The organism is Acidobacteriota bacterium (assembly GCA_012517875.1).
Taxonomy (GTDB): Bacteria; Acidobacteriota; JAAYUB01; order JAAYUB01; family JAAYUB01; genus JAAYUB01.
The window spans coordinates 16119-39634 of sequence record JAAYUB010000100.1 but is presented as its reverse complement, the minus strand read 5'-3'; the positions used below and the strand labels follow the sequence as shown (position 1 = coordinate 39634).

At 67.5% G+C, this 23516-nt stretch carries 24 protein-coding genes; 17 read left to right on the top strand and 7 right to left on the bottom strand.

Going from position 1 to position 23516, the window contains the following annotated elements:
• Window positions 1-277, top strand: a 277-nt coding sequence (locus GX414_10770; protein NLI47576.1) for a BON domain-containing protein, incomplete at its 5' end; no start/stop codon positions are given.
• Between the two features lie 58 nt (window positions 278-335).
• Here GX414_10770 and GX414_10765 read toward each other — a convergent pair.
• The 3 genes from GX414_10765 to GX414_10755 all read right to left on the bottom strand — a co-directional run bounded on the left by GX414_10765 (window position 336) and on the right by GX414_10755 (window position 2033).
• Window positions 336-758 (bottom strand): DUF2007 domain-containing protein, encoded by a 423-nt coding sequence (locus tag GX414_10765; GenBank protein NLI47575.1) that lies wholly within the window; start codon window positions 756-758, stop codon window positions 336-338.
• A gap of 188 nt (window positions 759-946) precedes the next feature.
• Window positions 947-1549 (bottom strand): thymidine kinase, encoded by a 603-nt coding sequence (locus GX414_10760; GenBank protein ID NLI47574.1) that lies wholly within the window; start codon window positions 1547-1549, stop codon window positions 947-949.
• A 19-nt stretch (window positions 1550-1568) separates the two neighbouring features.
• Entirely contained in the window at window positions 1569-2033 is a 465-nt protein-coding gene (locus GX414_10755) for a hypothetical protein (GenBank protein ID NLI47573.1), read from the bottom strand.
• Window positions 2034-2200: 167 nt separating this feature from the next.
• On the opposite strand from GX414_10755, the gene GX414_10750 reads away from it, so the two are divergent.
• From GX414_10750 to GX414_10685, 14 genes are all read left to right on the top strand, one after another.
• Window positions 2201-2722 (top strand): hypothetical protein, encoded by a 522-nt coding sequence (locus GX414_10750; protein NLI47572.1) that lies wholly within the window; start codon window positions 2201-2203, stop codon window positions 2720-2722.
• Window positions 2723-2867: 145 nt separating this feature from the next.
• Window positions 2868-3305: a hypothetical protein gene (locus GX414_10745; GenBank protein ID NLI47571.1), complete on the top strand. Its 438-nt coding sequence runs from the start codon at window positions 2868-2870 to the stop codon at window positions 3303-3305.
• Between the two features lie 3 nt (window positions 3306-3308).
• Window positions 3309-4973: a GTPase HflX gene (gene hflX / locus GX414_10740; GenBank protein ID NLI47570.1), complete on the top strand. Its 1665-nt coding sequence runs from the start codon at window positions 3309-3311 to the stop codon at window positions 4971-4973.
• A gap of 27 nt (window positions 4974-5000) precedes the next feature.
• Window positions 5001-6140, top strand: coding sequence for an N-acetyltransferase (locus GX414_10735; GenBank protein ID NLI47569.1), 1140 nt, complete (start codon window positions 5001-5003; stop codon window positions 6138-6140).
• 43 nt (window positions 6141-6183) lie between these two features.
• Window positions 6184-6801 carry a hypothetical protein gene (locus GX414_10730; protein ID NLI47568.1) on the top strand — a complete coding sequence of 206 codons (618 nt, stop codon included), beginning with the start codon at window positions 6184-6186 and terminating at the stop codon, window positions 6799-6801.
• Between the two features lie 164 nt (window positions 6802-6965).
• A complete protein-coding gene (locus GX414_10725; protein ID NLI47567.1) occupies window positions 6966-8204 on the top strand; it encodes a DUF1015 domain-containing protein in 1239 nt (412 codons plus the stop codon).
• A gap of 162 nt (window positions 8205-8366) precedes the next feature.
• Window positions 8367-9698: a GTPase gene (locus tag GX414_10720; GenBank protein NLI47566.1), complete on the top strand. Its 1332-nt coding sequence runs from the start codon at window positions 8367-8369 to the stop codon at window positions 9696-9698.
• 94 nt (window positions 9699-9792) lie between these two features.
• Window positions 9793-10035 (top strand): 4Fe-4S dicluster domain-containing protein, encoded by a 243-nt coding sequence (locus tag GX414_10715; GenBank protein ID NLI47565.1) that lies wholly within the window; start codon window positions 9793-9795, stop codon window positions 10033-10035.
• 13 nt (window positions 10036-10048) lie between these two features.
• A complete protein-coding gene (locus GX414_10710) occupies window positions 10049-11089 on the top strand; it encodes a 3-methyl-2-oxobutanoate dehydrogenase subunit VorB (protein ID NLI47564.1) in 1041 nt (346 codons plus the stop codon).
• 9 nt (window positions 11090-11098) lie between these two features.
• Window positions 11099-12535, top strand: coding sequence for a 2-ketoisovalerate ferredoxin oxidoreductase (locus GX414_10705; protein ID NLI47563.1), 1437 nt, complete (start codon window positions 11099-11101; stop codon window positions 12533-12535).
• A gap of 370 nt (window positions 12536-12905) precedes the next feature.
• Window positions 12906-13772 carry a hypothetical protein gene (locus GX414_10700; GenBank protein ID NLI47562.1) on the top strand — a complete coding sequence of 289 codons (867 nt, stop codon included), beginning with the start codon at window positions 12906-12908 and terminating at the stop codon, window positions 13770-13772.
• A gap of 142 nt (window positions 13773-13914) precedes the next feature.
• On the top strand, window positions 13915-14652 hold the full coding sequence (locus tag GX414_10695) for a 4Fe-4S binding protein (protein ID NLI47561.1): 738 nt from the start codon (window positions 13915-13917) through the stop codon (window positions 14650-14652).
• Window positions 14649-16469, top strand: a complete 1821-nt coding sequence (locus GX414_10690) for an aldehyde ferredoxin oxidoreductase family protein (GenBank protein ID NLI47560.1) — start codon at window positions 14649-14651, stop codon at window positions 16467-16469. The genes GX414_10695 and GX414_10690 overlap by 4 nt, the downstream gene beginning before the upstream one ends.
• 594 nt (window positions 16470-17063) lie before the next feature.
• Entirely contained in the window at window positions 17064-17615 is a 552-nt protein-coding gene (locus tag GX414_10685; protein ID NLI47559.1) for an OmpH family outer membrane protein, read from the top strand.
• Window positions 17616-17798: 183 nt separating this feature from the next.
• Here GX414_10685 and GX414_10680 read toward each other — a convergent pair whose 3' ends face one another.
• Genes GX414_10680 through GX414_10665 form a run of 4 tightly spaced genes read right to left on the bottom strand, consistent with a single transcriptional unit; the run spans window position 17799 to window position 21647 of the window.
• Window positions 17799-18479, bottom strand: coding sequence for a histidinol phosphate phosphatase domain-containing protein (locus GX414_10680; GenBank protein NLI47558.1), 681 nt, complete (start codon window positions 18477-18479; stop codon window positions 17799-17801).
• Between the two features lie 22 nt (window positions 18480-18501).
• Complete coding sequence (locus tag GX414_10675) at window positions 18502-19431, bottom strand: DUF4349 domain-containing protein (protein ID NLI47557.1); 930 nt, start codon at window positions 19429-19431, stop codon at window positions 18502-18504.
• 15 nt (window positions 19432-19446) lie between these two features.
• On the bottom strand, window positions 19447-20550 hold the full coding sequence (locus GX414_10670) for a hydrogenase expression protein (protein ID NLI47556.1): 1104 nt from the start codon (window positions 20548-20550) through the stop codon (window positions 19447-19449).
• Window positions 20547-21647, bottom strand: coding sequence for a D-alanine--D-alanine ligase (locus GX414_10665; protein NLI47555.1), 1101 nt, complete (start codon window positions 21645-21647; stop codon window positions 20547-20549). Before GX414_10665 ends, GX414_10670 begins: the two co-directional genes overlap by 4 nt.
• 562 nt (window positions 21648-22209) lie before the next feature.
• Between GX414_10665 and GX414_10660 the strand changes: the two genes are divergently transcribed.
• Window positions 22210-23100, top strand: coding sequence for a hypothetical protein (locus tag GX414_10660; protein ID NLI47554.1), 891 nt, complete (start codon window positions 22210-22212; stop codon window positions 23098-23100).
• Window positions 23101-23129: 29 nt separating this feature from the next.
• Complete coding sequence (locus GX414_10655) at window positions 23130-23513, top strand: hypothetical protein (protein NLI47553.1); 384 nt, start codon at window positions 23130-23132, stop codon at window positions 23511-23513.
• Window positions 23514-23516 lie beyond the last annotated feature (3 nt).

The window sequence follows — 23516 nt, the reverse complement described above, 5'->3', positions numbered from 1 at the left end:
CGCGCCGGGCGCCGCCGCGCCCGCTGCGCCGGCCGCAGCCGGCACCGCCGACGGGGTGGTCTACGAGCTGTCCGACAAGGACCTGACCTTCCTGGTGTTGAACAAGATCCGGCTGGGGTACAAGGGGAGCACCGTCAGCGTGAACTGCGCCGCCGGGCGAGTGGAGCTTTTCGGCCAGGTTCCCACCGAGGAGACCCGCCAACGGCTCATCGCCGATGTCCGCAAGCTGCCGGGGGTCCGCGAAGTGGTCGCCCGGGAACTGTTCGTCGCTCCCTGATTCCCTGAGCTGAGCTGAACGGTCGCGCCCGGAGCGCACCGTGGACCGGTGGGCGCAGTCAGTCGCCCGCCGGCTCGTCCTCCAGCGTGGCGCCGCACTGGGGACAGGCCGCATCCTCTTTTTTCACCGCTGCGCCGCATTCCGAACAAAGGGCGAAATTGTCCGCCTCGGCCAGGAGCGCCTGGGCTGCCGCCAGGTTTTCCTCCTCCACCCAGATCCGCACGCAGCTGAAGGACTGGGACACGGCGATGGGCTCGGCGTGGAAGGTCAGATTCTCGAGCTTGCACGGGATGTCGTTGTCTTCCAGCAATCCCTCCGCCAGGCTGGCCGCAATCTCGTCCGTGTACTCCGCCGCGAGCTTCCAGGTTTCGGGGATGTACTCGGGGGCCTCGTCGGGGAGTTCGCTCACCAGATCCACGTCACAGACCGGACAGCGGCGGACATCCTCCACGTACTCGGCTCGACAGGTGGGGCACCACATAGTTCGCCTCCCAGGGGGAATTGCGCTCAGACGCCGGCAGCGCCGCCGCCGCGGCCTCCGCACATCCGGCCGGGCGGGGACGCGATGCGTCGCTTGATCGGCGGTTCGGTGTCATCCTGAGTTCATTATAGCAGGTCGGCCCTGTGCCGCCGCCGCGCCGCCGGGATGGACGGCCTGGCGACGCAGGCTCACGCCGACGGATCCTCCGGCCGAGTCGGGGGCGACTCCGGCTTGGGCGGCTCGAAGCAGCGCCGACAACGGGCCTCGTAGGCGTCCGCGGCGCCCACCACGATTCGCTCCTGGCTGGCGATGAGCCGCTGGGTGTAATAGGCGGGATTGCCGCACTGCATACAGATGGCGGCGGTTTTGGTGATGTCCTCGGCGATGGCCATGATATGGGGCATGGGGTCGAACGGCACACCGCGGTAGTCCCGGTCCAGGCCGGCGACGATGACGCGCTTGCCCATGTCGGCGAGGCGGTTGCAGACGTCCACGATGCCGGGATCGAAGAACTGGGCCTCGTCGATGCCCACCACCTCGGTGCGGGGCTGGACCCGTTCCATAATCTCGCTGGCCGTTTTCACAATCTCCGCCTGATACTTCATGTCGCTGTGGCTGACGATGTGCGTCTCGCTGTACCGGTCGTCCAGGCTGGGCTTGAAGACCTGGATCCGCTGCTTGGCGATCTCGGCGCGTTTCAGTCGGCGGATGAGCTCCTCACTCTTGCCGCTGAACATGCTGCCGGCGATCACCTCGATCCAACCCATCTGTCCGCGGATGAACTTTTGCATGAAGCGTGCCTCCGGATGATCATTGCGAATAACGCGCCTGCAGGAAGGCGCGGAGCTCAGGCCAGGAGCCGAACACCTCGTCGCAGCAGCCCAGGATCCAGCCGCTGATCTCTTGAGACGGCTCCTCGGTCACCATGTAGACCGGAATGCCGCGGCGGAAGGCGGTGGTGAGCTCGCCGTGAGTCCCGCCGCCGCGCCGGCAGTGCCGGTCCCAGTGGCAGACGACGTATCCGACGCCCCCCTCGAGGACATCCAGGTCGTAGTGAATGATCTTGCGGATCACCGCGCGGAACCGGGGTGGGTCGTCGGTCTTCCAGCGTCGGAAATTGGCCTGTTCCTCGGCGGAGAGGTTCTTGCGGATATCGCGGGCCGGATTGTACACTTCGTGGCGCAGCGTGTTGCGCAGGAACGCCTCGATCTCATCGCGCCAGCCGGTCCCGAAGTCCGGCGCATACTCCATCGACCCCGACAGGTACGCCTTCATCCGCCCTCCGTGTGCCGGGGTATGATAGCAGACTTTTTCGTGGGGCCCAAGGGCTTCCGGCTGCTGCCGGACGCCGGTGCCGGCGGTGGTCGGGGAAACATCGGGGTACGCAGGTTTGACTTTCAGTTTATAATAATATCGACCGGTGGTGTGTTGCTGGAGGGGCTGTGTACATCCGGAAGTCGATTCTGGTGCTGATCCTGTTGCTCAATGTCGTCCTGTTCTCTTACGTGGCGCTGGAGAACCGGGTGATCTTTGCGCGCACGATCGACGAGGAGGCCGCCTTCAGCCTGGAGTTGGAGCCTCACCGACCGGCGATCGCTCCGCCGCCGGTCATCGAACCGCTGCCTGACGACGGCGCGTGGCAGAAGTTCGAAGCCACCGCCTACTCCGTCTTCGGCATCACCAAGAGCGGCGTCTGGGTCCGGCGGGGCATCATCGCGGTGGATCCGCGCGTGGTGCCCCTCGGCTCCATCGTCGAGATCCAGGGCGAGGGTTGTTCCGGCATCTACACCGCCATGGACACCGGTCCGGAGATCCAGGGTCGGGAGGTGGACATCTACATGCCCACCGGCCAGGAAGCCATCCGCTTCGGCCGCCGCGACGTCCGGCTGAAACTGATCCGCCACGGCTGGGACCCGGCCAGCCCGTTCGAGGACCCCTTGATGACCGGCGGTAGCACCCGATGACGCCGCCCGCAGTCCCCGCTCCCCGCGCCGCCTCGCGTCGCTGCCGCCCGACACCCGTCATCCGCCTCCAACCCGTTCGTGAGGTCGATTCGTTGTGATCGTCGATTGCCGAACCTGCCGGAACTGGTTTGACGATTTCCAGTCCATGGACCCCGCGGCCAGCCGGATCGACCACCAGTTTTATGGCTGCACCATCTTCGGTCACATCGAGGACTACCGGGCCCGGGCGGATTGCCCCCGCTTCGAGCCGGTGGATGAGCCATACATCCTGTGCCGGACGTGCGGCCTGCTGGTGCCGCGCGTCTGCCTCCTCCTCGGCGAGTGCGTCAACTGCACGGACACCGACACCTTCTGTGTCCGCCAGTGCGGCGGCGGCCGGTGGCGCGCCTATTGTACCCACTGGGTGCGCCTCAGCACCGAGGGCCGGGTCACGGTGCAGGACGGGGAGCTGCATGAAACGTTCGCCCAAAGCGAACCCGCGCCGGCCGACGCCGGTGCCAGGCGCCCCGGCATGCGTGCGCTGTTCCAGCGCCACCTGAAGCGGCACGGCGGAAGGCTCCGGCCGCGACCCCGGCGGAGGTGACCCATCTCCAAGATCTACGGCAACACTTCGGGACTCAAGCCCAGCCAGATCCGCCAGCTTCAAAAAATCTACCAGCGCCGCCTGCCGGCACAAAGCCTGCTGACGCCGGAGTTCGCGGCGGGCCTGGCCCGGATCGCCGCCGAAATCCGGCGCCAGGTGGGGGTGCTGGTGGACCGGAAGGGCGCCGTCGAGTACGTCGTGGTGGGGGATCGCAGCCGGATCGAGCTGCCCGACTTCCGCCGGATCCGCACCGACCTGCGGCGGTTCCGCGGCCTTCGCTGCATCCACACCCATTTCGGCGAGGCGGGGCTGAGCCGGGAGGATCTGACAGACCTCTCGCTCCTGCGGCTGGACACCATGACCGCCCTGGATGTCACCGACGACGGCCGGCCCGGGCAGGTGCACACCGCCCACCTGTCGCCCGACTTCGATCCGCCGGGCGGCGCCGTCCGGCCCGAGCTGTGGCGGCTGCTCCCGTCCTGCGACGTGCACCACCTGGACCTGAACTATGAGGCATTCATCCGCGAGCTGGAGGGCGAATTTGTCCGGAAGACCTCGCAGCTTCGCCGCCAGGAGCACGCGGAGCGGGCGATCCTGCTGGGAGTCACCACCGGCCCCGTGGACACCGAACGCGAGCGGATGGACGAACTGGAGGAGCTGGCCTATTCCGCCGACGTGCAGGTGATCGACCGGTTTGTCCAGCGCCGCGCCTCCCTGGATCCCCGCTACCTCCTGGGCCGGGGCAAGCTGCAGGAGCTCATCACCCGAAGCATGCAGCTCGGCGCCACCCTGCTCATCTTCAACCAGACCCTCACCCCCACCCAGAGCCGGCTCATCGGCCGCGAGACCGACCTGAAGGTCATCGACCGGAACCAGCTCATCCTCGACATCTTCTCCCGCCGGGCCCGGTCCCAGGAGGGGAAGATTCAGGTGGAGCTGGCCCAGCTCCAGTACCTGATGCCGCGGCTGGTGGAGTTCGACGACTCCCTGTCCCGCCTCAGCGGGGGGATCGGCGGCCGCGGTCCCGGTGAGACGTCGCTGGAAGTGAACCGACGCCGCATCAAGGACCGCATCGACCTGCTGGCGCAGAAGCTGGCCGCGATCCGCACCTCGCGACGGCAGCGGCGCCTGGGCCGGCAGCGGCGGGGGGCGCCGGTGGTGTCCATCATCGGGTACACCAATGCCGGTAAATCCACCCTCATGAACGCCATGACGCGGGCGGCGGTCCCGGTCGAGGACAAGCTGTTCGCCACGCTGGACCCGGTGAGCCGGCGCATGCGACTGCCGTGGGGACAGGAGGTCATCGTCTCGGACACTGTGGGGTTCATCCGCGAGCTGCCTCCGCCCCTGCTCGAGGCGTTCAAGGCGACACTGGAGGAGATCGAGGACTCGGCGCTGATCATCCACCTGGTGGATGCCACCAGCGCGCAGCGGGACCACCACATCCTGACCGTCGAGCGGCTGCTGGCCGACCTCGGCCTGGACGGGATCCCGCGGCTGCGGGTGCTCAACAAGGCCGACCGGCTGGACCCGGCCGAACAGGTCCACCTGGCCCAGCGGTACGGCGACCTGACCGTGTCGGCGCTGCGGGGCGACGGCCTGGAGCGGCTGGCCGACGAGATTCGGACGGCGCTCGACGGCGCCGCCGTGCCGGCGCGGAGCCGCTGACCCAACCCGGCGATGGGAGCAACAGCCATGACAACGACGGTTCGGCCGGTGTCCGGCGCGCGCGACCTGCGCGCCTTTATCGAGTTTCCCTACCGGCACTACGCCGGGCATCCCCACTGGGTCCCGCCGCTGCGATACGACCAGCGGCGGCTGCTGGACCGGCGGCATCACCCGTTCTACCGGCAGGCGACGGCGGAGTTTTTCCTGGCGGAGCGCGACGGCCGCCCGGTGGGGCGTGTGGCGGCCATCCACAACCGGGCCCACAACGAATTCTGTCATGACGCCACCGGCTTCTTCGGCTTCTTCGAAACCGAGGACGACCCGGCCACGGCCCGGGCGCTCCTGGACGCGGCCGCCGCCTGGTGCGCCGGCCGGGGCCTGACCGCCCTGCAGGGGCCGGTGAGCCCCTCCACCAATTACGAGTGCGCCCTCCTCATCGAGGGCTTCGACCGCCCGCCGGCGTTCATGATGCCATACAACCATCCCTACTACGCGGGACTGATCGAGGCGGCGGGATTCGTCAAGGCCAAGGACCTGCTGGCGTACTGGCTCAGCGACGACCACCCCTTCCCGGAGAAGCTGGCCAGCGTCACCGGCCGGCTGATGCAGCGGTACGGCCTGACCACGCGCGACATCCGGATGGACCGCCTCGACGAGGAGATCGACCGGATCTTCAAGGTTTACAACGACGCCTGGAGCAGCAACTGGGGTTTCGTGCCCATGTCCCGCGAGGAGATCGCCGCCATGGCCGCGGACTTCAAGTGGGTGGTGGACCCCCGCGTCGTCTACATCGCCGAGCGCGGTGGCGAGCCGGTGGGTTTCCTCCTGGCGCTCCCCGAGCTGAATCTGATCCTCAAGGATCTGGGCGGCCGCCTGCTGCCGCTGGGCTGGCTCCGGTTGCTACGCGCCAGGCGGCGGCTGGATGTGCTGCGGGTGCTGGCCATGGGCTCCCTGAAGGAGTACCAGAGCATGGGCTTTGCAGCGGCGCTCTACCACGACATCGTCACTCGGGGCACGGCGGCGGGCTATCATCACGCGGAGATCGGCTGGGTGCTCGAAGACAACGTCATGATGAACCGCGCCGCGGAGATGCTCGGCTCCAAGTGCTACAAGCGGTTCCGCATATATCACAAGGACTTGACGGCGTCCGCTGGTGCGGGCGTATGAGAAGCCTGACGGCGCCGCCGTTCTCTGGTATAATAGGGCGCGTATGAACGACAAGCGCCTCCTTCTGCCATCCGATCGTTTGAGCGTGCTGGAGCACGTGCAGCTCTTCTGCGACATCCAGAACTATCCCATGGAAATTTACGTGGACCGGCAGAGCTGCCTGGTCCAGCAGAACGACGTATACAACTACCTGCTGCGCGGCGTGCCCATCGCCGTGGACGCGAGCCTGCTGCTGAGCCTGGTGCAGGGCCGGGAGGGGGACCGCGTGCCCGAAGTCAGCGGCGAATTGGTGGTGATCGACACCTACAACTGCTACATGAAACAGGGGGAGTATTGGTACCCGTACCGCTTCCATTTTGAAGCCGAGGCCCGCGCTCACAATTTTTTCTCCAAGGGCGGTTTCGCCCCCGATCTGGAGCACCCGGTGCGCTGGAACACCCTGATCCGTTTCCTCAAGACGTTTTACGGCCACCGGCGCAAGTTTTCCATCTACCACGCGTTTGCGCCGCTGGAGAACTACTACACCTATCTCAAATCGTTGTACATGGAATTCAAGTCCATCCCCTCCAACGAGCTGGAAAGTCTGCGCGAGAACCGCCTGGTCCGGTTCCGGGTGAGCGACGAGCTGATCCGCCGGCGCGTTCTCAGCTCCAGGGTCTGACTCCCGGCCGATCCACCCTTCCTCTGAGAACCGCCGAGAATCCGCCACCGGCTGGCGTCTTGGTGCGCCGCGCCGTCGGTCAGCGTGATTGTGTTTGACTTTGGATTGCAGCCTCGGTACACTTTCATATTCCGACTGTAATCAGATCTTTCGGGAGTGAAGCGATGGCGGTGATCAAGGCGTTTCGAGGCGTCCGGCCGGTGCGGCACCTGGTGGAGCAGGTAGCGTCGCCCCCTTACGATGTCCTGTCATCGAAGGAGGCCCGGGCCATGGCGGGCGGCAATCCCTACTCCTTCCTCCACGTGGGCAAGCCCGAGATCGATCTGCCCCCCGGCATCGACCTGTACGACGATCGCGTCTACCGCAAGGGCCGGGAAAACTTCCAGAGACTGATCACCAGCGGTGTGCTGTTCCGGGATGCGGCCGACAGCCTCTACATCTACCGCCAGCGGATGGGGGATCACATCCAGACTTCGCTGGCTGCCGGCGCGTCGGTGGACGACTATGACGCCGACGTGATCCGCAAGCACGAGCTGACCCGGCAGGACAAGGAAGACGACCGCACCCGCCATGTCAGCGAGCTCAACGCCCAGACCGGCCCGGTCTTCCTGACCTACCACGCCCGGACCGACCTCGACGCCAAAATCGAGTCGGCCTGCCGCCGCGAGCCGGAGTACCACTTCACCTCCGCCGACGGCATCGAACACTGGTTCTGGGTGGTTTCCGACCCCGGCTGGATCGCGGACGTCACCGCCATCTTCCGCCAGATCCCGCACCTGTACGTCGCCGACGGCCACCACCGGTCGGCCGCCGCGTCGCGGGTGCGCCGGATGCGCCGGGACGGCAACCCGGGGCACACCGGCCGCGAGGACTACAACTTTTTCCTGGCCTACATCTTCCCCCACAACCAGCTCCAGATCATGGATTACAACCGGGTGGTCCACGACCTGCACGGGCTCGACCCGGCCGCGTTCCTGGCCCGGCTGCAGCCGGTGTTCGACGTGGCCCCCGCGGACTCGGGCCGGCCGGAGCGCCGCCACGAGTTCCGGATGTTCCTCGACGGCCGGTGGCACCGCCTGTCACCCCGGCCGGGCACGTTCCCCGCGGACGACCCGGTGCGCAGCCTCGACGTGAGCATCCTGCAGGAAAACCTGCTGGCGCCGGTGCTGGGGATCGGCGATCCGCGCAAGGACAAGCGCATCGACTTCGTCGGCGGCATCCGCGGCATCGGCGAGCTGGAGCGGCTGGTCCGGAGCGGCGAGGCGGCGGTGGCTTTCGCCCTCTACCCCACTTCCGTCGACGAGTTGATGGCCATCGCCGACGCCGGCCGGTTCATGCCGCCCAAGTCGACCTGGTTCGAGCCGAAACTCAAGGACGGTCTGGTCTCCCATCTCCTGGACTAGCGCGGCGCCGTGCCGCCGACCCGGAGCGGACATATGGAACGGAAACGCCAACTCACCGTCTCGTTCTTCACTCAGAGGATCGGCCCGCTGAGCTGAACTCGGGGGGCTGCCCCCCCAATCCGGATCCGAGGGCCTGAAATCAAATATCAAGAGGAGGACAACATGGCTGACAAGATTCGCGTGCTGATCATGGGCGCCGCCGGGCGCGATTTTCATAACTTCAACACCTGCTTCCGTGACAACCCCCAGTATGAGGTGGTCGCCTTCACCGCCACCCAGATCCCGGACATCTCCGGCAAGAAGTATCCCCGGGAGCTGGCGGGGAAGCTGTATCCGAAAGGGATTCCCATCTACGACGAGCGCGAGCTGGAGCAGCTCATCGACAAGTACAAGGTCCACCAGGTGATTTTCGCCTACAGCGACGTGCCCCATGACGTGGTCATGCACAAGGCCTCGCGCGTGCTGGCCAAGGGGGCGGACTTCCGGTTCATCGGCCCCGACGCCACCATGGTCACGTCCACCAAGCCGGTGGTGTCGGTGTGCGCCGTCCGGACCGGTTGCGGCAAAAGCCAGACCAGCCGGGCGGTGGTCCGCGCGCTGCAGGCGCTGGGCAAGAAGGTCGTGGCCATCCGGCACCCCATGCCGTACGGCGACCTGGCCGCTCAGGCCGTCCAGCGGTTCGCCACGCTGGCGGATCTGAAGAAGCACAAGTGCACCATCGAGGAGATGGAGGAATACGAGCCGCACATCGCCAAGGGCGTCATCGTGTACGCCGGCGTGGACTACGAGGCGATCCTGCGGCAGGCCGAGAAGGAGGCCGATGTCATCCTGTGGGACGGCGGCAACAACGACTTCCCGTTCTTCAAGTCGAACCTGGAAATCGTCGTGGTCGACCCGCACCGGGCCGGCCACGAGCTGGCCTACCACCCGGGCGAGACCAATCTGCGCCGGGCCGATGTGATCATCATCAACAAGATCGACACCGCCGACCTCGACGGGATCGAGGAAGTGCGCGCGTCGATCCGCGAGGCCAATCCCAAGGCCGTCGTCATCGACGCGGCCAGCCCGCTCTTCGTGGAAAATTACGGGGCCATCCACGGCAAGCGCGTCCTGGTGGTCGAGGACGGCCCGACCCTCACCCACGGCGAGATGGACTACGGCGCCGGGGTCATGGCGGCCATGAAGTACGGCGCCGCCGAGCTGGTGGATCCGAAGCCGTATGCGGTGGGCAAGCTGGTGGAAACCTTCACCCAGTACCCCGAAGTGGAGGGCCTCCTCCCGGCCATGGGCTACGGCGGCCAGCAGGTGAAGGACCTCGAGAAGACCATCAACAACACGCCGTGCGACCTGGTGGTTATCGGCACGCCCATCGATCTGCGTCGGGTGTGCAAGATCAAGCACCCGACGGTCCGGGTGATGTACGAGTTGCAGGAAATCGGCTCGCCCGACCTGGCCGACGTCCTGGGCCGCTTCCTGAAGCCGCGGCGCAAGTAGCCGGACGGGCGGCTGAAGCCGCCCCGTGATATCCGCCGCCCCGCCGCTTGCGCGGCGGGGCGGCCCCCACAATCCAACCGTTCGGGGGTGTTTCATGACTGACAAGCTCGACCGGGGCCGGCTCGAGATCTCCGTCGACGAATGCAAGGGCTGCGGCCTGTGCATCGTGGCGTGTCCGGTCCAGGTGATCGAATTTTCCAAGACCGTGATCAACAAGCAGGGGTACCACCCCGCCCAGTACAAGGGGAGCGGCTGTACGGGATGCGGCACCTGCTTCTATGCCTGCCCCGAGCCCGGGGCGGTGACCGTCTACCGCCTGGCCAAGCAGGCGCAATGAGCGGGAGGAAGCCATGCCAAGAGAACTGATCAAGGGCAACGAAGCGGTCGTCAAGGCGGCCATCCTGGCGGGGTGTCAGGCCTATTTCGGCTACCCCATCACCCCGGCCAGCGAAATCGCCGAAGCCGCGGCCAAGTACTTTCCCCTGGTGGGCCGGACGTTCATCCAGGCGGAGAGCGAGATTGCGTCCATCCAGATGGTGTACGGCGCCGCCGGCGGGGGCGTCCGCGTCATGACCGCCTCCTCGGGGCCGGGCATCTCGCTCAAGCAGGAGGGCGTCTCCTACTGCGCCGGCGCCGAGCTGCCCTGCGTCATCGCCGACATCATGCGCGGCGGCCCGGGCCTGGGCAACATCGCCCCCGAGCAGTCCGACTACCACCAGGTGGTCAAGGGCGGCGGCCACGGCAACTACCGCTGCATCGTTCTGGCGCCCAACTCCGCCCAGGAAATGTGCGATCTCACGATCAAGGCGTTCGATCTGGCTGACCAGTACCGCACACCGGTCTACGTGATGACCGACGGCTATATCGGCCAGATGATGGAGCAGGTGAACTTTCCGACCGTCGTTCAGCATCCGAAACGCCACGACTGGGGGGTGCACGGCGACGACGCCACCCGGAAGAACCTGATCAACTCGATCTATCTGGATCCCGATGAGCTCGAGGAGCACAACCGCAAGCTCCAGAAGAAATACGCCGAGATCGAGCGGAAAGAGGTGCTGGTCGACGAGTACCGTACCCGGGACGCCGAGTTGCTGGTCATCGGGTACGGCATCATCAGCCGCATCCTGCGCACGACGGTGGATCTGGCCCGAGAGCAGGGGATCAAGGTGGGGCTGCTCCGTCCTGTGACGCTGTGGCCGTTCCCCGCCAAGCGGATCCAGAAGCTGTGCGAGCGGGTCCAGGCAATCCAGGTGGTGGAACTGTCCAATGGGCAGATGGTGGAAGACGTCCTGCTGGCCGTCGAGGGTCGCAAGCCGGTCAAATTTTACGGCCGCATGGGCGGCTCGGTCCCGTCGGCGCAGGAACTGCTCGGCGTGATCCGGAAGCTCTAGGAGGAAGCCATGTACGAAAAATACCTCGAAAAGCCCGCGAGCTTCTATCCCGAGTATCCCCGCAAGAGCGGCAACCAGGCCGTCACCCACTACTGCCCCGGCTGCGGTCACGGTATCGCCCACAAGTACATCGCCGAGGCGCTGGACGACCTGAAGCTCACCGAGCGCACCATCCTGATCTCCCCGGTGGGGTGTTCGGTGTTCGCCTACTACTACTTCGACGTGGGCAACATTCAGGCCGCCCACGGCCGTGCCCCGGCGGTGGCCACCGGCATCAAGCGGATCAACCCCCACTCCATCGTCATCAGTTATCAGGGGGACGGCGACCTGGCCGCCATCGGCGGCGACGAGATCATCCACGCGGCCAACCGCGGCGAGCGGCTGACCGTCTTCTTCGTCAACAACGCGATCTACGGCATGACCGGCGGGCAAATGGCCCCCACCACCCTGGTGGGCCAACAGACCACCACCTCGCCGCGCGGCCGCAACATCCACAACGAAGGGTATCCCATCCGGATGTGCGAGCTCATCTCGGCTCTGGAGGCGCCCGTCTACGTGGAGCGCGTCTCGCTGCATTCGCCGGGGGCCCGCGCCAAGGCGCGCAAGGCGATCCGCAAGGCGCTCGAGAACCAGGTGCAGGGAAAGGGCTTCAGCTTTGTGGAGATCCTGGCGCAGTGTCCCACCGGCTGGAAGGTGTCGGCGCCCGACTCGCTGAAGTGGATCGAGGAAAAGATGCTCCCCTACTATCCGGTCCAGGTGTTCCGCGATAAATCCGCCGAGGCGGAGGGCTGGGCGCCCCCGGATGTGACCTGTTCCGACGCCGACGTGCTCCAGCTCATCGAGCTGCCGCTCGAGGAGGAGGCGGCGCCGGCGGCCCGGCCCAAGGTGCCCGAGCAGTACCGCAACCCGCGGATCAAGATCGCCGGCTTCGGCGGCCAGGGTGTGCTGCTGCTCGGCGTGGCCATGGCCCAACTCGGGATGATGGAGGGGTACAACGTGAGCTGGCTCCCCTCCTACGGTCCGGAGATGCGGGGCGGCACCGCCCACTGCCACGTGAACATCTCGGACGCGCCCATCGGTTCGCCGCTGGTGAGCGCGTCCACTGTCTGTGTCGCCTTTAACAAGCCGTCGCTGGAGAAGTTCGAAAAGGAAATGGCGCGCGGCGGCCTGCTCATCTACAACACCTCCATGATCGACATCCAGCCCAGCCGCAAGGACGTGGAATGGCTGCCCATCCCGGCGTCGGAGATCGCGTCGCAGTTGGGGAACATCCGCTTCGCCAACATGGTGGTGCTGGGCGCGTTCATCCAGAAGACCGGCCTCATCAGCATGGATACGGCGATCAAGGGCCTGCCTGCCTTCATCAAGGCAAAAAAGCTCATTGCCGAAAACGTCAAGGCGCTGGAAACCGGCGCGGCCTTCGTCCGCGGCGAGTTCAGGCTCTGATCGTTCTGCTTGACTGCATCCGGCCGGGACGCCTTGCGGCGTCCCGGCCGGTTTCATTTTCGAGGCTAGAGGCTCGGGACTCGAGGCTCGTTCCCGTAACGCGGACAGCGGACTTCGGATTTCGTGTTCGTAATTCGTAATCGTCATTGTCATCGTAATCGTGCTCGTCATCGGATCCTGTGGCTCACCCCGGCGCGAAGAAGTGCGGCGGTTCGACGCCGTTTTGGATTCCGCCGTAGGCCGCGTCCGCTGGACGCGGCCTACGACGGCGAGCACGACCTGCAACGGCAGCCACGCCCCGGGCGCCGGCCGATAGAAAGCCGTCAAGGGTCTGGCCGGCGGGTGGTTTCTGTAGTATGAATGAGGGGCGATGAGTCGGCAGCGCTTGATCCGCACCGTCGTGGTGCTGATGTCCGTATCGGTCGCCGCCCGTCCGGCGGAACAGGAGACCCCCATGCTGACGCAGATCGACCATTTCTTCATCCAGTCCGCGGAATCCGAGCGGCTGTTCCGGCTGTTCCGGGACGACTTCCAGCTCCCCGAGGCGTGGCCCTACCAGCGGTACGGCGGCTTCGCCAGCGGCGGCCTGACGCTCGGCAATGCTGCCATCGAATTCGTGACCATGCCCACGCCCGCCGGTGCCCCGCCGGCGACGGAGTTCAAGGGGATCGCCTTCGAGCCCGCGGGCGACGCCGCCGCTGCGGTGGCGGCGATGGACCGCCGGGGCATCCCCCACGCTGAGCCGGTCCCGGTCAAATACACGGCCGGCGGGCAGGAGCACGTCATCTGGATCAACGTCTTTTTCGCCGGCCTCCCGCCTGAGAGCGTCTTCGTCTTCGTCTGCGACTACGTCGCTCGGGTGAAGGTGGCCGCGGAGCGCGCGGCGGCCGCCGCGGAACTGGCCCGACGTGACGGCGGGCCGCTGGGTGTCTCCGCCGTGGAGGAGATCGTCCTTGGCGTAGGATCGGTTGCAGCGGCGGCGCCGCCGTGGACGCGGCTCATTCCGGGGCCTCAGAGTCCGAACAGACTGGCCTTCTCCTTTCCCGCCGGCCCCCGGCTCCGGGTTATTGAAGCGGCCGCCCCGGGTGTCCAATACGTGAAGGTCCGGGTGAAATCGCTGGCGCGGGCGGAACAGTTCCTCGCCGGCAAGGGGATGCTCGGCGAGAAGGCGGCCGGCCGGCTCCGGATCACCCCGGCGGCCGTGGGCGGTCTCGACATCCGGCTCACCGGCGATTGAGATTTGAAGAATCCATCCGAACGTCCGGTCTGCGTCCCGGGCCGCCGTTTCTGAAACTGCCGATTTAGTATAATGATGCGTATCCGATCATGACTGCCGGGATTCCGGGCCCGGTCCGGTTCACGGCGAGGAGGTGGCTGCCATGAGTGCGTCCGAACCATCGCCGGGGCCGCTCACCGCGCTGGACCTGCGCGGCGGAGTGCGAGCCGACCGGCGCACCTTCATCCGCCTGGCCGCCTGGAGTGGGGCCGGCCTGGCCGTGGGCCACTGCGGCGTGCGCGCCCTATGGGCCCAGGGGCCGGCCCAGCGGCCGGTTTACGCTATGATCCTGGTGGACTACAACCGCTGCACCGGGTGCCGCACCTGCGAAACCGCCTGCGCCCAGTTCAACCACCCGGTCACGGTGGACGGCGAGGAGTTGCGGGGACTCGGCAACCCGTACCTGTCCAACATCCGGGTCCACGCGTTCAATCCGGACGCCGACGTGCCGGTGGTCTGCGTGATGTGCCGCGACAACCCGTGCGTGGCGGCCTGCCCTGTGGAGCCCGACGCCGAGGGCCTGCGGGCGCTGTACCGCGATCCGGAGCTGCTCACGGTGCGCAACGATCCGTCACGCTGCATCGCCTGCGACGCCTGCGCCGAGGCGTGCCGGACGCAGCGGGTGGGCGCCATCATCCCCAACCGCGAGACCAACCGCCCGGAGCGGATGTGCACCCTGTGCGGCGGCGACCCGCAGTGCGTCGCCCTCTGTCCCTACGGCGCCCTGAGTTACATCAAGGGCGGCCTGGACGGCCGGCACTACGCGCTGCCGCCGGAGCGGATCGCCGTGGAGCTGATCGCGCGCTGGTACGGGCCGGCGCAAGGAGGTGACGTCCGATGAGCCGACTACCGGGATACTGGGGATCCGTTTTGGAGGTGGACCTGTCGACGGGCCGCACCGGCCGGCGGGAAATCCCCGCCGCCGACTATGAACAGTTCATCGGCGGCCGCGGCCTCGGGATGAAGCTGCTGTGGGACCTGCTCCCCGAGCCGGGCGCCGACCCCCTCGGGCCGGACAACCCGCTGCTGTTCATGCCCGGGCCGTTCGCCGGCTTCCCGCTGCCGTCCGCTTCGCGTACCTGCGTGGTCACCAAATCCCCCATCACGGCGCCGGTCGCCTCGCCCCACCGGCACGCGTCGACGGTGAGCTACTCGAACATGGGTGGATTCATCGGGCCGGAGATCCGCTTCGCCGGCTACGACGGCATCCTGGTGCGGGGGCGGGCGGCGGCGCCGGTCTACCTGTACGTCGACGACGACCGGGTGGAAATCCGCGACGCCGGCAAGTACTGGGGAATGGGCACCGACGCCTTCGACCGCGCCTTCACTGCGGCGCTGGGCGATCGGCGCTTCCGCACCTGCTACATTGGCCCCGCCGGTGAAAACCTCGTCCCCTACGCCTCCGTGATCAACACCGCGGCCCGGGCCGCCGGCCGCGCCGGCACCGGCTGCGTGATGGGCGCCAAGAACTTGAAGGCCGTCGCCGTGCGCGGCTCCCGCCAGCCCGACGTGGCCGCCCATAAGCGGTTCCTGGAGGCACTGGACAAGGCTCGCGCGGGCTTCCACGGCACGCCGGGCACCGAGAACTGGCGGCGCTACGGCACCGGCTCGGCGCTTGTGGCATCCAGCGACAACGGCACCCAGGCGGTGCGCAACTTCCGCGAGGGGACGTTCGAGCACATCGAGCGGATCGGCGGCCTGGCGGCGCGGCGGGCCGTCTGGCAGCGGGACTTCGCCTGCTACGCCTGCCCGCTGGCCTGCAAGAAGGCGGGCCGCGTGGCCGACGGTCCGTACCCCGGTCTCGTCCACGACGGACCCGAATACGAGACCGGCACCATGCTGGGCGCCAACCTGCTCATCGGCGACCTGGGCGGCGTGCAGCGGGCTATCCGGCACGCCGACGACCTGGGGCTCGACATCATCTCGGTGGGCGGAGTGATCGGGTTCCTCATGGAAGCGTACGAGCGCGGCTGCATCGACCGGGACGCCCTGGACGGCCTCGACCTGGCCTGGGGCAACGTCGACGCCACTATCGAGCTGCTGCACCGGATCGCCCACCGGGAGGGCGTCGGCGACGCCGCCGCACGGGGCGTGCGCCACCTGGCCGGCCGGATGGGGCGCGAGACCGCCAAGTTCGCCATCCACAGCAAGGGGCACGGCTTCGCGGCGTGGAACGTCCATGTGCAGCCCGGCTACGGAGTGAGCTACGCCACTTCCAACCGGGGCGCCTGCCACCTGAACGGATTCACCTCCGACCGGCAGAACGGGACCGCCCTGGTGGATTCCGTCGGCGTGTGCCTCTTCGCCCGGGGCGGTTACGCCGCCGGCCTGGTGGAGCAGGTGCTGGAATCGATCTCCGGCCGCGGCTGGGTCGATGCGGATTACGTCGCCGCCGGCGAGCGGGTGTTCAACCTGGAGAAGTGCTTCAACTACCGCGAGGGCTTCCGCCGGGCCGACGACAGCATCCCGGATCGCTTTTTCGAGGAGCCGCTCACGATGGGTCCGCGCAAGGGCGCGGTGGTGGCCCGCGACGCGTGGGACCGGCTGATGGCCGAGTACTACGCCAAGCGTGACTGGGATCCCGCGACCACCCGGCCCGCCGACGCCAAGCTCCAGGCGCTGGGCCTGGAGTTCGCGCGAGCGAAGCTGCCGGCGTGAGGCAGCGCGCGTCGACCGCCGCGGTCATGGCTCCAGGTGAAGCCAGAAGCGACCGTAGTCCTGGATGTGGATGAGAAGCTTCCGCACGCCGGGGCGCAGTTGGGCCAGCACCTCGGGCGCGAGGTAGACGGTGAGTCCGTCCGCAAGATCCACCCGGGTGTAGGCCGCCGGGTTCGGGGGCGCGGCCGTCAGACCTGACGGCCCTTTGAACGCGCTTCATCAGCCGGCGATGACGGTCCGCCGTTCCACGGTGAGTACGCCGCCCCGGTTGCGGATGTAATCATTCAACCATACGGATGACAGGCGTCCCTGCACGGGTCCTCCGCCGCGCCGGCCGTTCCGGCCGGCTCCGACTCAGTATCGGCCGTTTCGGATGGCGGCGCAAGCGAAACATCACCGCGGCGGATCCGTACATCTATCCAGCCGGCTGGGTTCGGCCGCGGCGGGGAAGCACAAAAGGGTTGAAACCACGACGTCGCGCCCGTTATCATAACCGGTCGGGACGGAGCCCGACCCGCCGGCCCCGGCGTCGGGCGGCCGATTTTGCGCCCGGCGAGCCGTTCCCCGGGTGATTCCAAAAAGGAGAGACGGTCCATGAACAGAGCGAGCATGTGCGTCATCGCGATCCTGGCGGTGCTGGCGGCGCCGGCATGGGCGCAGTCCAAGATCGGGTTCATCGATTCCAACCGGGCGGTGGTGAGCACCGACGAGGGTAAGGCTGAGTACCAGAAGATCATGGACTGGGCCAAGGCTCAGGACGACCAGGTCCGGGGACGGGCCCGCCTGCTGGAGGAAAAGCAGAACCAGCTCCGCAGCCAGCAGAACGTCCTCACCGACGCCCGGCGGGACGAGCTGATCGGCGAGATCGACGCCCTGGACACCGAGATCAAGCGACGCTCCGAGGACCTGAAGAAGGCTTTCAACCAGCGGATCGAGGACTTCACCAAGCGGATGAACGCGAAGATGGCGCCCCTGTTCCAGAAATTCGCGCAGGACAACCAGTATGCGGCGATCCTCTACCTCAACCCCCAGGTCATCGCCTTCCTCAACCCGGGTGCCGACGTGACGGATACGGTCATCGCCCTCTACAACCAGACCTATCCCGCCGCCGCACCGGCGGCTCCGGCGACCCCGGCGAAGAAGTAAGCGTCTCCAACAGCGACAACTCCTGCGCGCATTGCGGCACGCGCGCGGCCCGAAAGGGTCGGGTGCTTGCCGCAATGGCTGTTTGATCCGATCCCGCGCCCCCATCGATGACGCGTGCGGTCACGATTACGATTGACGATTACGAATTACGAGCACGAACCTTCGCACATCAGCCATCAACGATCAACCATCAGCAGTGGATATACGCTCGAAGAGCCGTCGGGGATTGGTCAGCGTCGCGGTGTTGGCCTCCGCGTCGGACAGGCCCGCCGCCCGGGCCACCTGCCACGCAAACACGGCGTCGATCAGGTCCTCGGGGGCGTGAGCGTCGGAGTTGACGATGAGCGCCGCACCGGACGCGCGGGCCACCTGGGCCACGTGGCCGTTGGTCAGGCAGTGCCCCTGGCGCGCCGTCAGCTCGATGCAGACGCCGCCGGCCGCCGCCGCGCGCGCCTCCTCGACGGAGAGGAAGCCGGGGTGGGCAAGAAAGTCCACGTGGCGTGACGTCACGGCGGCGCGATTGGTCCCGGACGCCACCGGCTCAACGATGGTCTCGCCATGCACGCCCACCACCCGCGCGCCCAGCGCCTTGGCCTGGCGGGCCAACTCGTCGATCAGGTCGGGCGGCACATGGGTCAGCTCGACGCCGGGGATCACCCGCACGGCGTAGCGGGCGGCTTCCAGCTCCATGAAGCGCCGGTAGGCCTTCAGCAGATCCTCCAGGTTGCTGGCGTCGGCGTGGTCGGTCACGGCGAGCACCGTCACGCCGGCCTTCTCGGCGCGGCGGACGTGCTCGGACAGAATCAGGTCGCCGTCGCTGAGCAGCGTGTGGGTATGGAACTCGTAGCGTTCGACGGATGCCATCGGCATGTCGCGATCCCGTCGATCAGCTCTTCGGCGCACCGGCAGCCGGCTGGGCGGCGGCGCGGCGGGCCAGCAGCCGGCGGCGGTAGCGGACCAGGAGCCACACGATGATGCCCACCAGCACCCAGAACGGCCAGATGTACACCAGCCCCACGAACAGGGTGACCAGGCCGGACCAGCCCTCGCGGAGCGCCGCCAGCAGCCGGGAGCCGATGCCCTCGCCGGGCGCCGGCGCGAAGGCGAGCGTCTGGTACACGGTGAGGCGGATGGTGCTGTAGTCCACCTGGTCGTTGAGGTACTTGAGCCGTCCCTCGGCGGACTCGATCTCCTCGCGGAGCACGCGCAGCTCCTTCTCCACCGCCAGCACGTCGGGGATGGTGCGGGCCTGACGGAGGATCTCGACGTACCGCGCCTCCACCTCGCGCCGGGTGCGGAGGCGGGCCGCCACGTCCACGTACTCCTCGGTCACGTCGCGGGCGTTGACCGACTTGGTGTGGAGGTAGGACGCCTCGCCGGCCAGTGCGGCCAGGAGCGCGTCGAAGCGCTCGGCCTCCACCCGGATGACGAGGGTGTTCTCCAGGGTGTGGCCGTCGTTGTTCTCGTTCTCCGAGGCGATGTATGCACCGTGGGCGGTCACGTGAGCGTCGATCGCCTTTCGGCAGGCGGCGTAGTCGGCCACCTGCATGCGGACGTCGGCGGTCTTGATGATCTTTTTCTTCGTCGCCTCGACGGGGCGCTGCACGTCCTCGCGCCGGGCGGCCTTGTCCGTGTTCGGGGCCGCGGCCGGCTCCCCGGGCGGGGCGGCCATCGCCGCGCCGCCGTCGGCGGCGACGGTCTTCGATTCCTGCAGCTCGGGGGCGGGCGCCCCCTCGCGTGACGTCATGCAGGCCAGCAGCAGCGCCACCGCCAGCAGCACTCCGGCCGCCATGGCCGCGTGTCGCGATGTGCTCATGGTGTGCCTCCGTTCCTAAATTTCAGAGCGTTCGTCCTGTAGACGCAGCTCCCCGTCTCTTCTTGCACGCTGTACGTTCCCAATATCCAGCCCATTCACCGATTCACCGATTCCCTTCACGATCTCGTCCACCGCGAACTCCGGCAGCGGAGCGTCGACGCCGCCATGTTCCAATAGGCAGCCCGCGGGCAGAATCTCGCCGGCGTCGGCGGCCGGCAGGCCCAGGGGCGCCAGCGCCGCCAGGCAGAGCGCCACCGCATCCGGGGCGACGGCGGCCACCAGCAGGCCCGAGCTGATGAGTCCCAGCCAGTTCAGACCCAGGGCGCCGCAGATGGCCCAGGTCTCGGGCCGGACCGGGATGCGCTCCAGCACCAGACGGCAGCCGGCGCCGGAAGCCAACGCCATCTCCCGCACCGCTCCGGCCACTCCGCCTTCGGTGGCGTCGTGAAGCGCGTGGACGCCGTCGATCTCGGCCAGCGCCAGCGCCGCGTCCACCACCGACAGCCCCGGCGGCTCCGCCCATCGCGCCACATCGGCCAGCACCTCCGCCGGGAACAACGCGGCCAGTTCGGCCGCGCGGTGCCGCGCCAGGATGGCGCTCCCCTCGCGGCCGGCGGCGCCCGCCAGCAGGATCCGGTCGCCGGGCCGGGCGTCGCGGCTGCGCCGCAGCCGCTGGCGGTCGGTGACACCCGCCATCTGGCCCACCAGCACCGGTTGGGTCACCGCCCGGGTGATCTCGGTGTGGCCGCCGACGAGAGCGATCCCCAGTCGCTGACAGTGCGCGGCGAGGCGGCGAAAGCTATCCCGCACCGCGGCGGCCGTGGCGCCGGTCGGGAAGAGCGCAGTGACCGTCAGGTAACGCGGTCGCGCGCCCATGGCGGCGATGTCGTTGGCGTTGACCTGCACCAGCCAGGCGGCGGCGTCGTCACTGACGAAGGTGATGGGGTCGGTGGTGAGCGCCACCAGTTCGGTGCCGACCCGGACCACTGCGGCGTCCTCGCCCACCGCCGGACCCACCACCACCGACGCATCGGGCGGCGGCAGCGCCCGCAGCAGCTCGGCCAGCAGGTCGGGATCCAGCTTCCCTTCGGGGAGCGGCCGGTCCGCGGCGGCGGTCATGACGCGCCTCCGTAGCTGGTGCGGAGCGCGGCGCGCCAAGCGTGGCGCTCCAGGGCCAGCCGCACCAGCTCGTCGAGCAGCGCAGGCAGGGAGACACCGGTGAGCTCCCACAGCTTCGGGAACATGCTGATCTCGGTGAAGCCGGGGATGGTGTTGATCTCGTTCACGTAGAGACTGCCCGTCTCGCGGTCCAGGAGGAAGTCCACGCGACCGTAGCCCTCGCCGCCGATGGCGGCCAGCGCCCGGACCGCCAGTTCCCGGACCTGCTCGGTGAGCGCCGGGTCAAGCGGCGCGGGGAGGAGGAGGCCGGAGCGGTTGTCCACGTACTTGGCAGTGTAGTCGTACCATTCGTTGCTGGGGAGGATCTCGCCCGGCAGCGACGCGCGCAGCGCCTGGTTGCCCATGACCGAGCACTCGATCTCACGGGCGGGGACGCCCAGCTCCACGATCACCTTGTAGTCATAATCGAACGCCAGCGCTAGCGCGGGGCCCAGCGCCGCCGCCACCCGGACCTTCGAGATCCCCACGCTGGAGCCGAGGCGGGCCGGCTTGACGAACAGCGGCAGGCCGAGCGCGTCGAGGAGGCGTCGCTCCAGGGCGGCGGCGTCCGCGAGCCAGTCGCCGCGGGTGACGGTGCGGTGGGGCACCATGGGCAGGCCGGCTGCGGCGAAGAGCTGCTTCATGATCGCCTTGTCCATGCCGGCCGCGGAGCCCAGCACGCCGCAGCCGACGCACGGGACCTCGGCCATGTCCAGCAGGCCCTGGATGGTGCCGTCCTCGCCGTAGGTGCCGTGGAGCACGGGGAAGAGGACATCGAAGGTGGTCTCGACGCCGTCGGTGCCGCGGGCGGCGATCTCGAGAAAGCGTCCGGCCGATGCGGAACGGAGGATGACCGCCGGGCACGCCACGTGGGGCAGCGGCCGTTGCAGCATGCGGCGGGCCTCGTCCGGCGCGGCCATGGAGCCGTCCTTGCGGATGCCGATGGCGGAGACGCGGTAGCGCGCCGGGTCCAGGTTGGCCATCACCGTGGTGCCGGAGACCAGCGACACCTCGTGCTCGCCCGATTTGCCGCCGAAGAGAACGCCGATGTGAAGCATGCGATTCGCGCCTCGCTGAATATGTGATGGTCGAAATTATAACAGGGAATTCCCCGTTCTTGCTCATCCTCGTAATCGTCATCGTAATCGTGCTCGTAATCGAGGATTGAGGCGCGTTCCCGTAACACGGACTTCGGACCTCGGACATCGAAACTGGACCTGGGACCGGGATTCTGGGTCCTGACTCTCAGAACCCAGCCCCCAAGTCCCAGCACCCAGGTCCCGAGATCCAGTTCCCGGCACCCACAATTTAGGACTTGAGAACCTTCACCTCAATCCTTCCGCAAAGCGGGATCGCGTCTCACCATCTCCCGACGAAATCGTCGAATTGGGACGGCTGATTGGTCGGAATCTTTAACGCTTATCAATTCAATTAGATAAACGAATATCCAATAGAACCGCAATTGGTCGGGTAGCGGCCGGGCGGACGATTCCGTCGGTTGGCGGCGAGTGATCAAATGAATGTAAATAACTAGATATGAATGTGTTGCGAGGTATTCCGATGATTGGCATGCGCGGTGCTCCATCTGGAGCGTGCGAAGAAACTGAACGGAGGTAACCCATGAAACGGATGCATGTGATGTTCGGCGCAATTCTGGTGGTTGCTCTGAGTGCCTTTCTTGCCGCTCAGGGCAACGGAAACGGCGGTTCCGGCAACGGCGGTTCGGGAGGCGGGACCATCCAGCACCTGGATCCCAGCCAGCTGTTTCACTTCGAGGGGACCATCACCGCCATCCTGGCGGAACCCGGCGCCGGTCAGCCCGGCTTCGTGCTGACGCCCGTCACCGGTGAGCCGGTGACAATCCAGGCGGGCCCCTACTGGTTGTTCGACTCGGAAGCATTCGAACTGACCGAAGGCGACGCCGTGGCGGTGGACGCGTTCGCGTCGACGGATCCGGCGGTGAAAGTCTATTATGCGGCGGTGATCCGCAACCTCACCGACGGCACGGAATTGGTCCTGCGCGGCGAGGATGGTCGGCCGCTCTGGACCGGTGGCCGTCGGTACCAATTCGGTGACCACGGCCGCCGGGGCGATCGTTCCGGCACGCCCGGCGGCGAGTGCGACGGCTCGGGCAACGGGCCGGCAGAAGGCCGGGGCCGAGGCCGTCAGGGCGGCGCCGACAACGGCGGCGCCTGCCAGCTGCCCGACCTGGCCTCGCTGCGGGAGATCGCCAGCAGCGTGATCGCGACGTCCTTCTCGCTGGGTGCCCGCGCCTGCGGCTTCACCCTCACCGATGCCGACGGCGTGACTTGTGCCATCGCCATGGGGCCGGCATGGTATCTGGCCGCCAACAGCTTCGACGTCCAGACGGGTGACGTCGTCACGGTCCTGGCCGCAAACTGCCTGGCCGATCCGGCGCGCTGGATCGCGTTCCAGGTCGTGAATCACACGGTGGGCACCGCCATCGTCCTGCGGGGCGAGGACGGTCTGCCGCTATGGAAGAAGAATTGACCATTCGATGTGAAATATGGAGGTTTGACATGAAGAAGATCGTGACTCTCATCGCTCTGCTGAGCTTGGTTACCGTGGGTATGATTTATGCCGCCGATGCCCCCCAGAGTGCGAGTGCGCCGGCCGTCGGGACGATGGGAGCCCCGGCCGTCGACAAGGCCGCAGGCGGTCCGGCGGGACGCCTGTTCGTGGATGCCGACGGCGACGGCGTGTGTGACCACTATGCCGCCGGACAGCCTAATGGCAAGATGAACCGCGGCGGCAAAGGCAAGGGCCAGGGACAAGGCCAGGGCCAATGCGACCGCCAGTTCAAGCGGAATCGTTCCGGCCAAGGGGCCGGGGCGGGCGCCAACGGCAGCGGCGGCGGACAGCGGCAGCGGCTGCGTGACGGCTCCTGCGGCAACCGGAAGTAACCG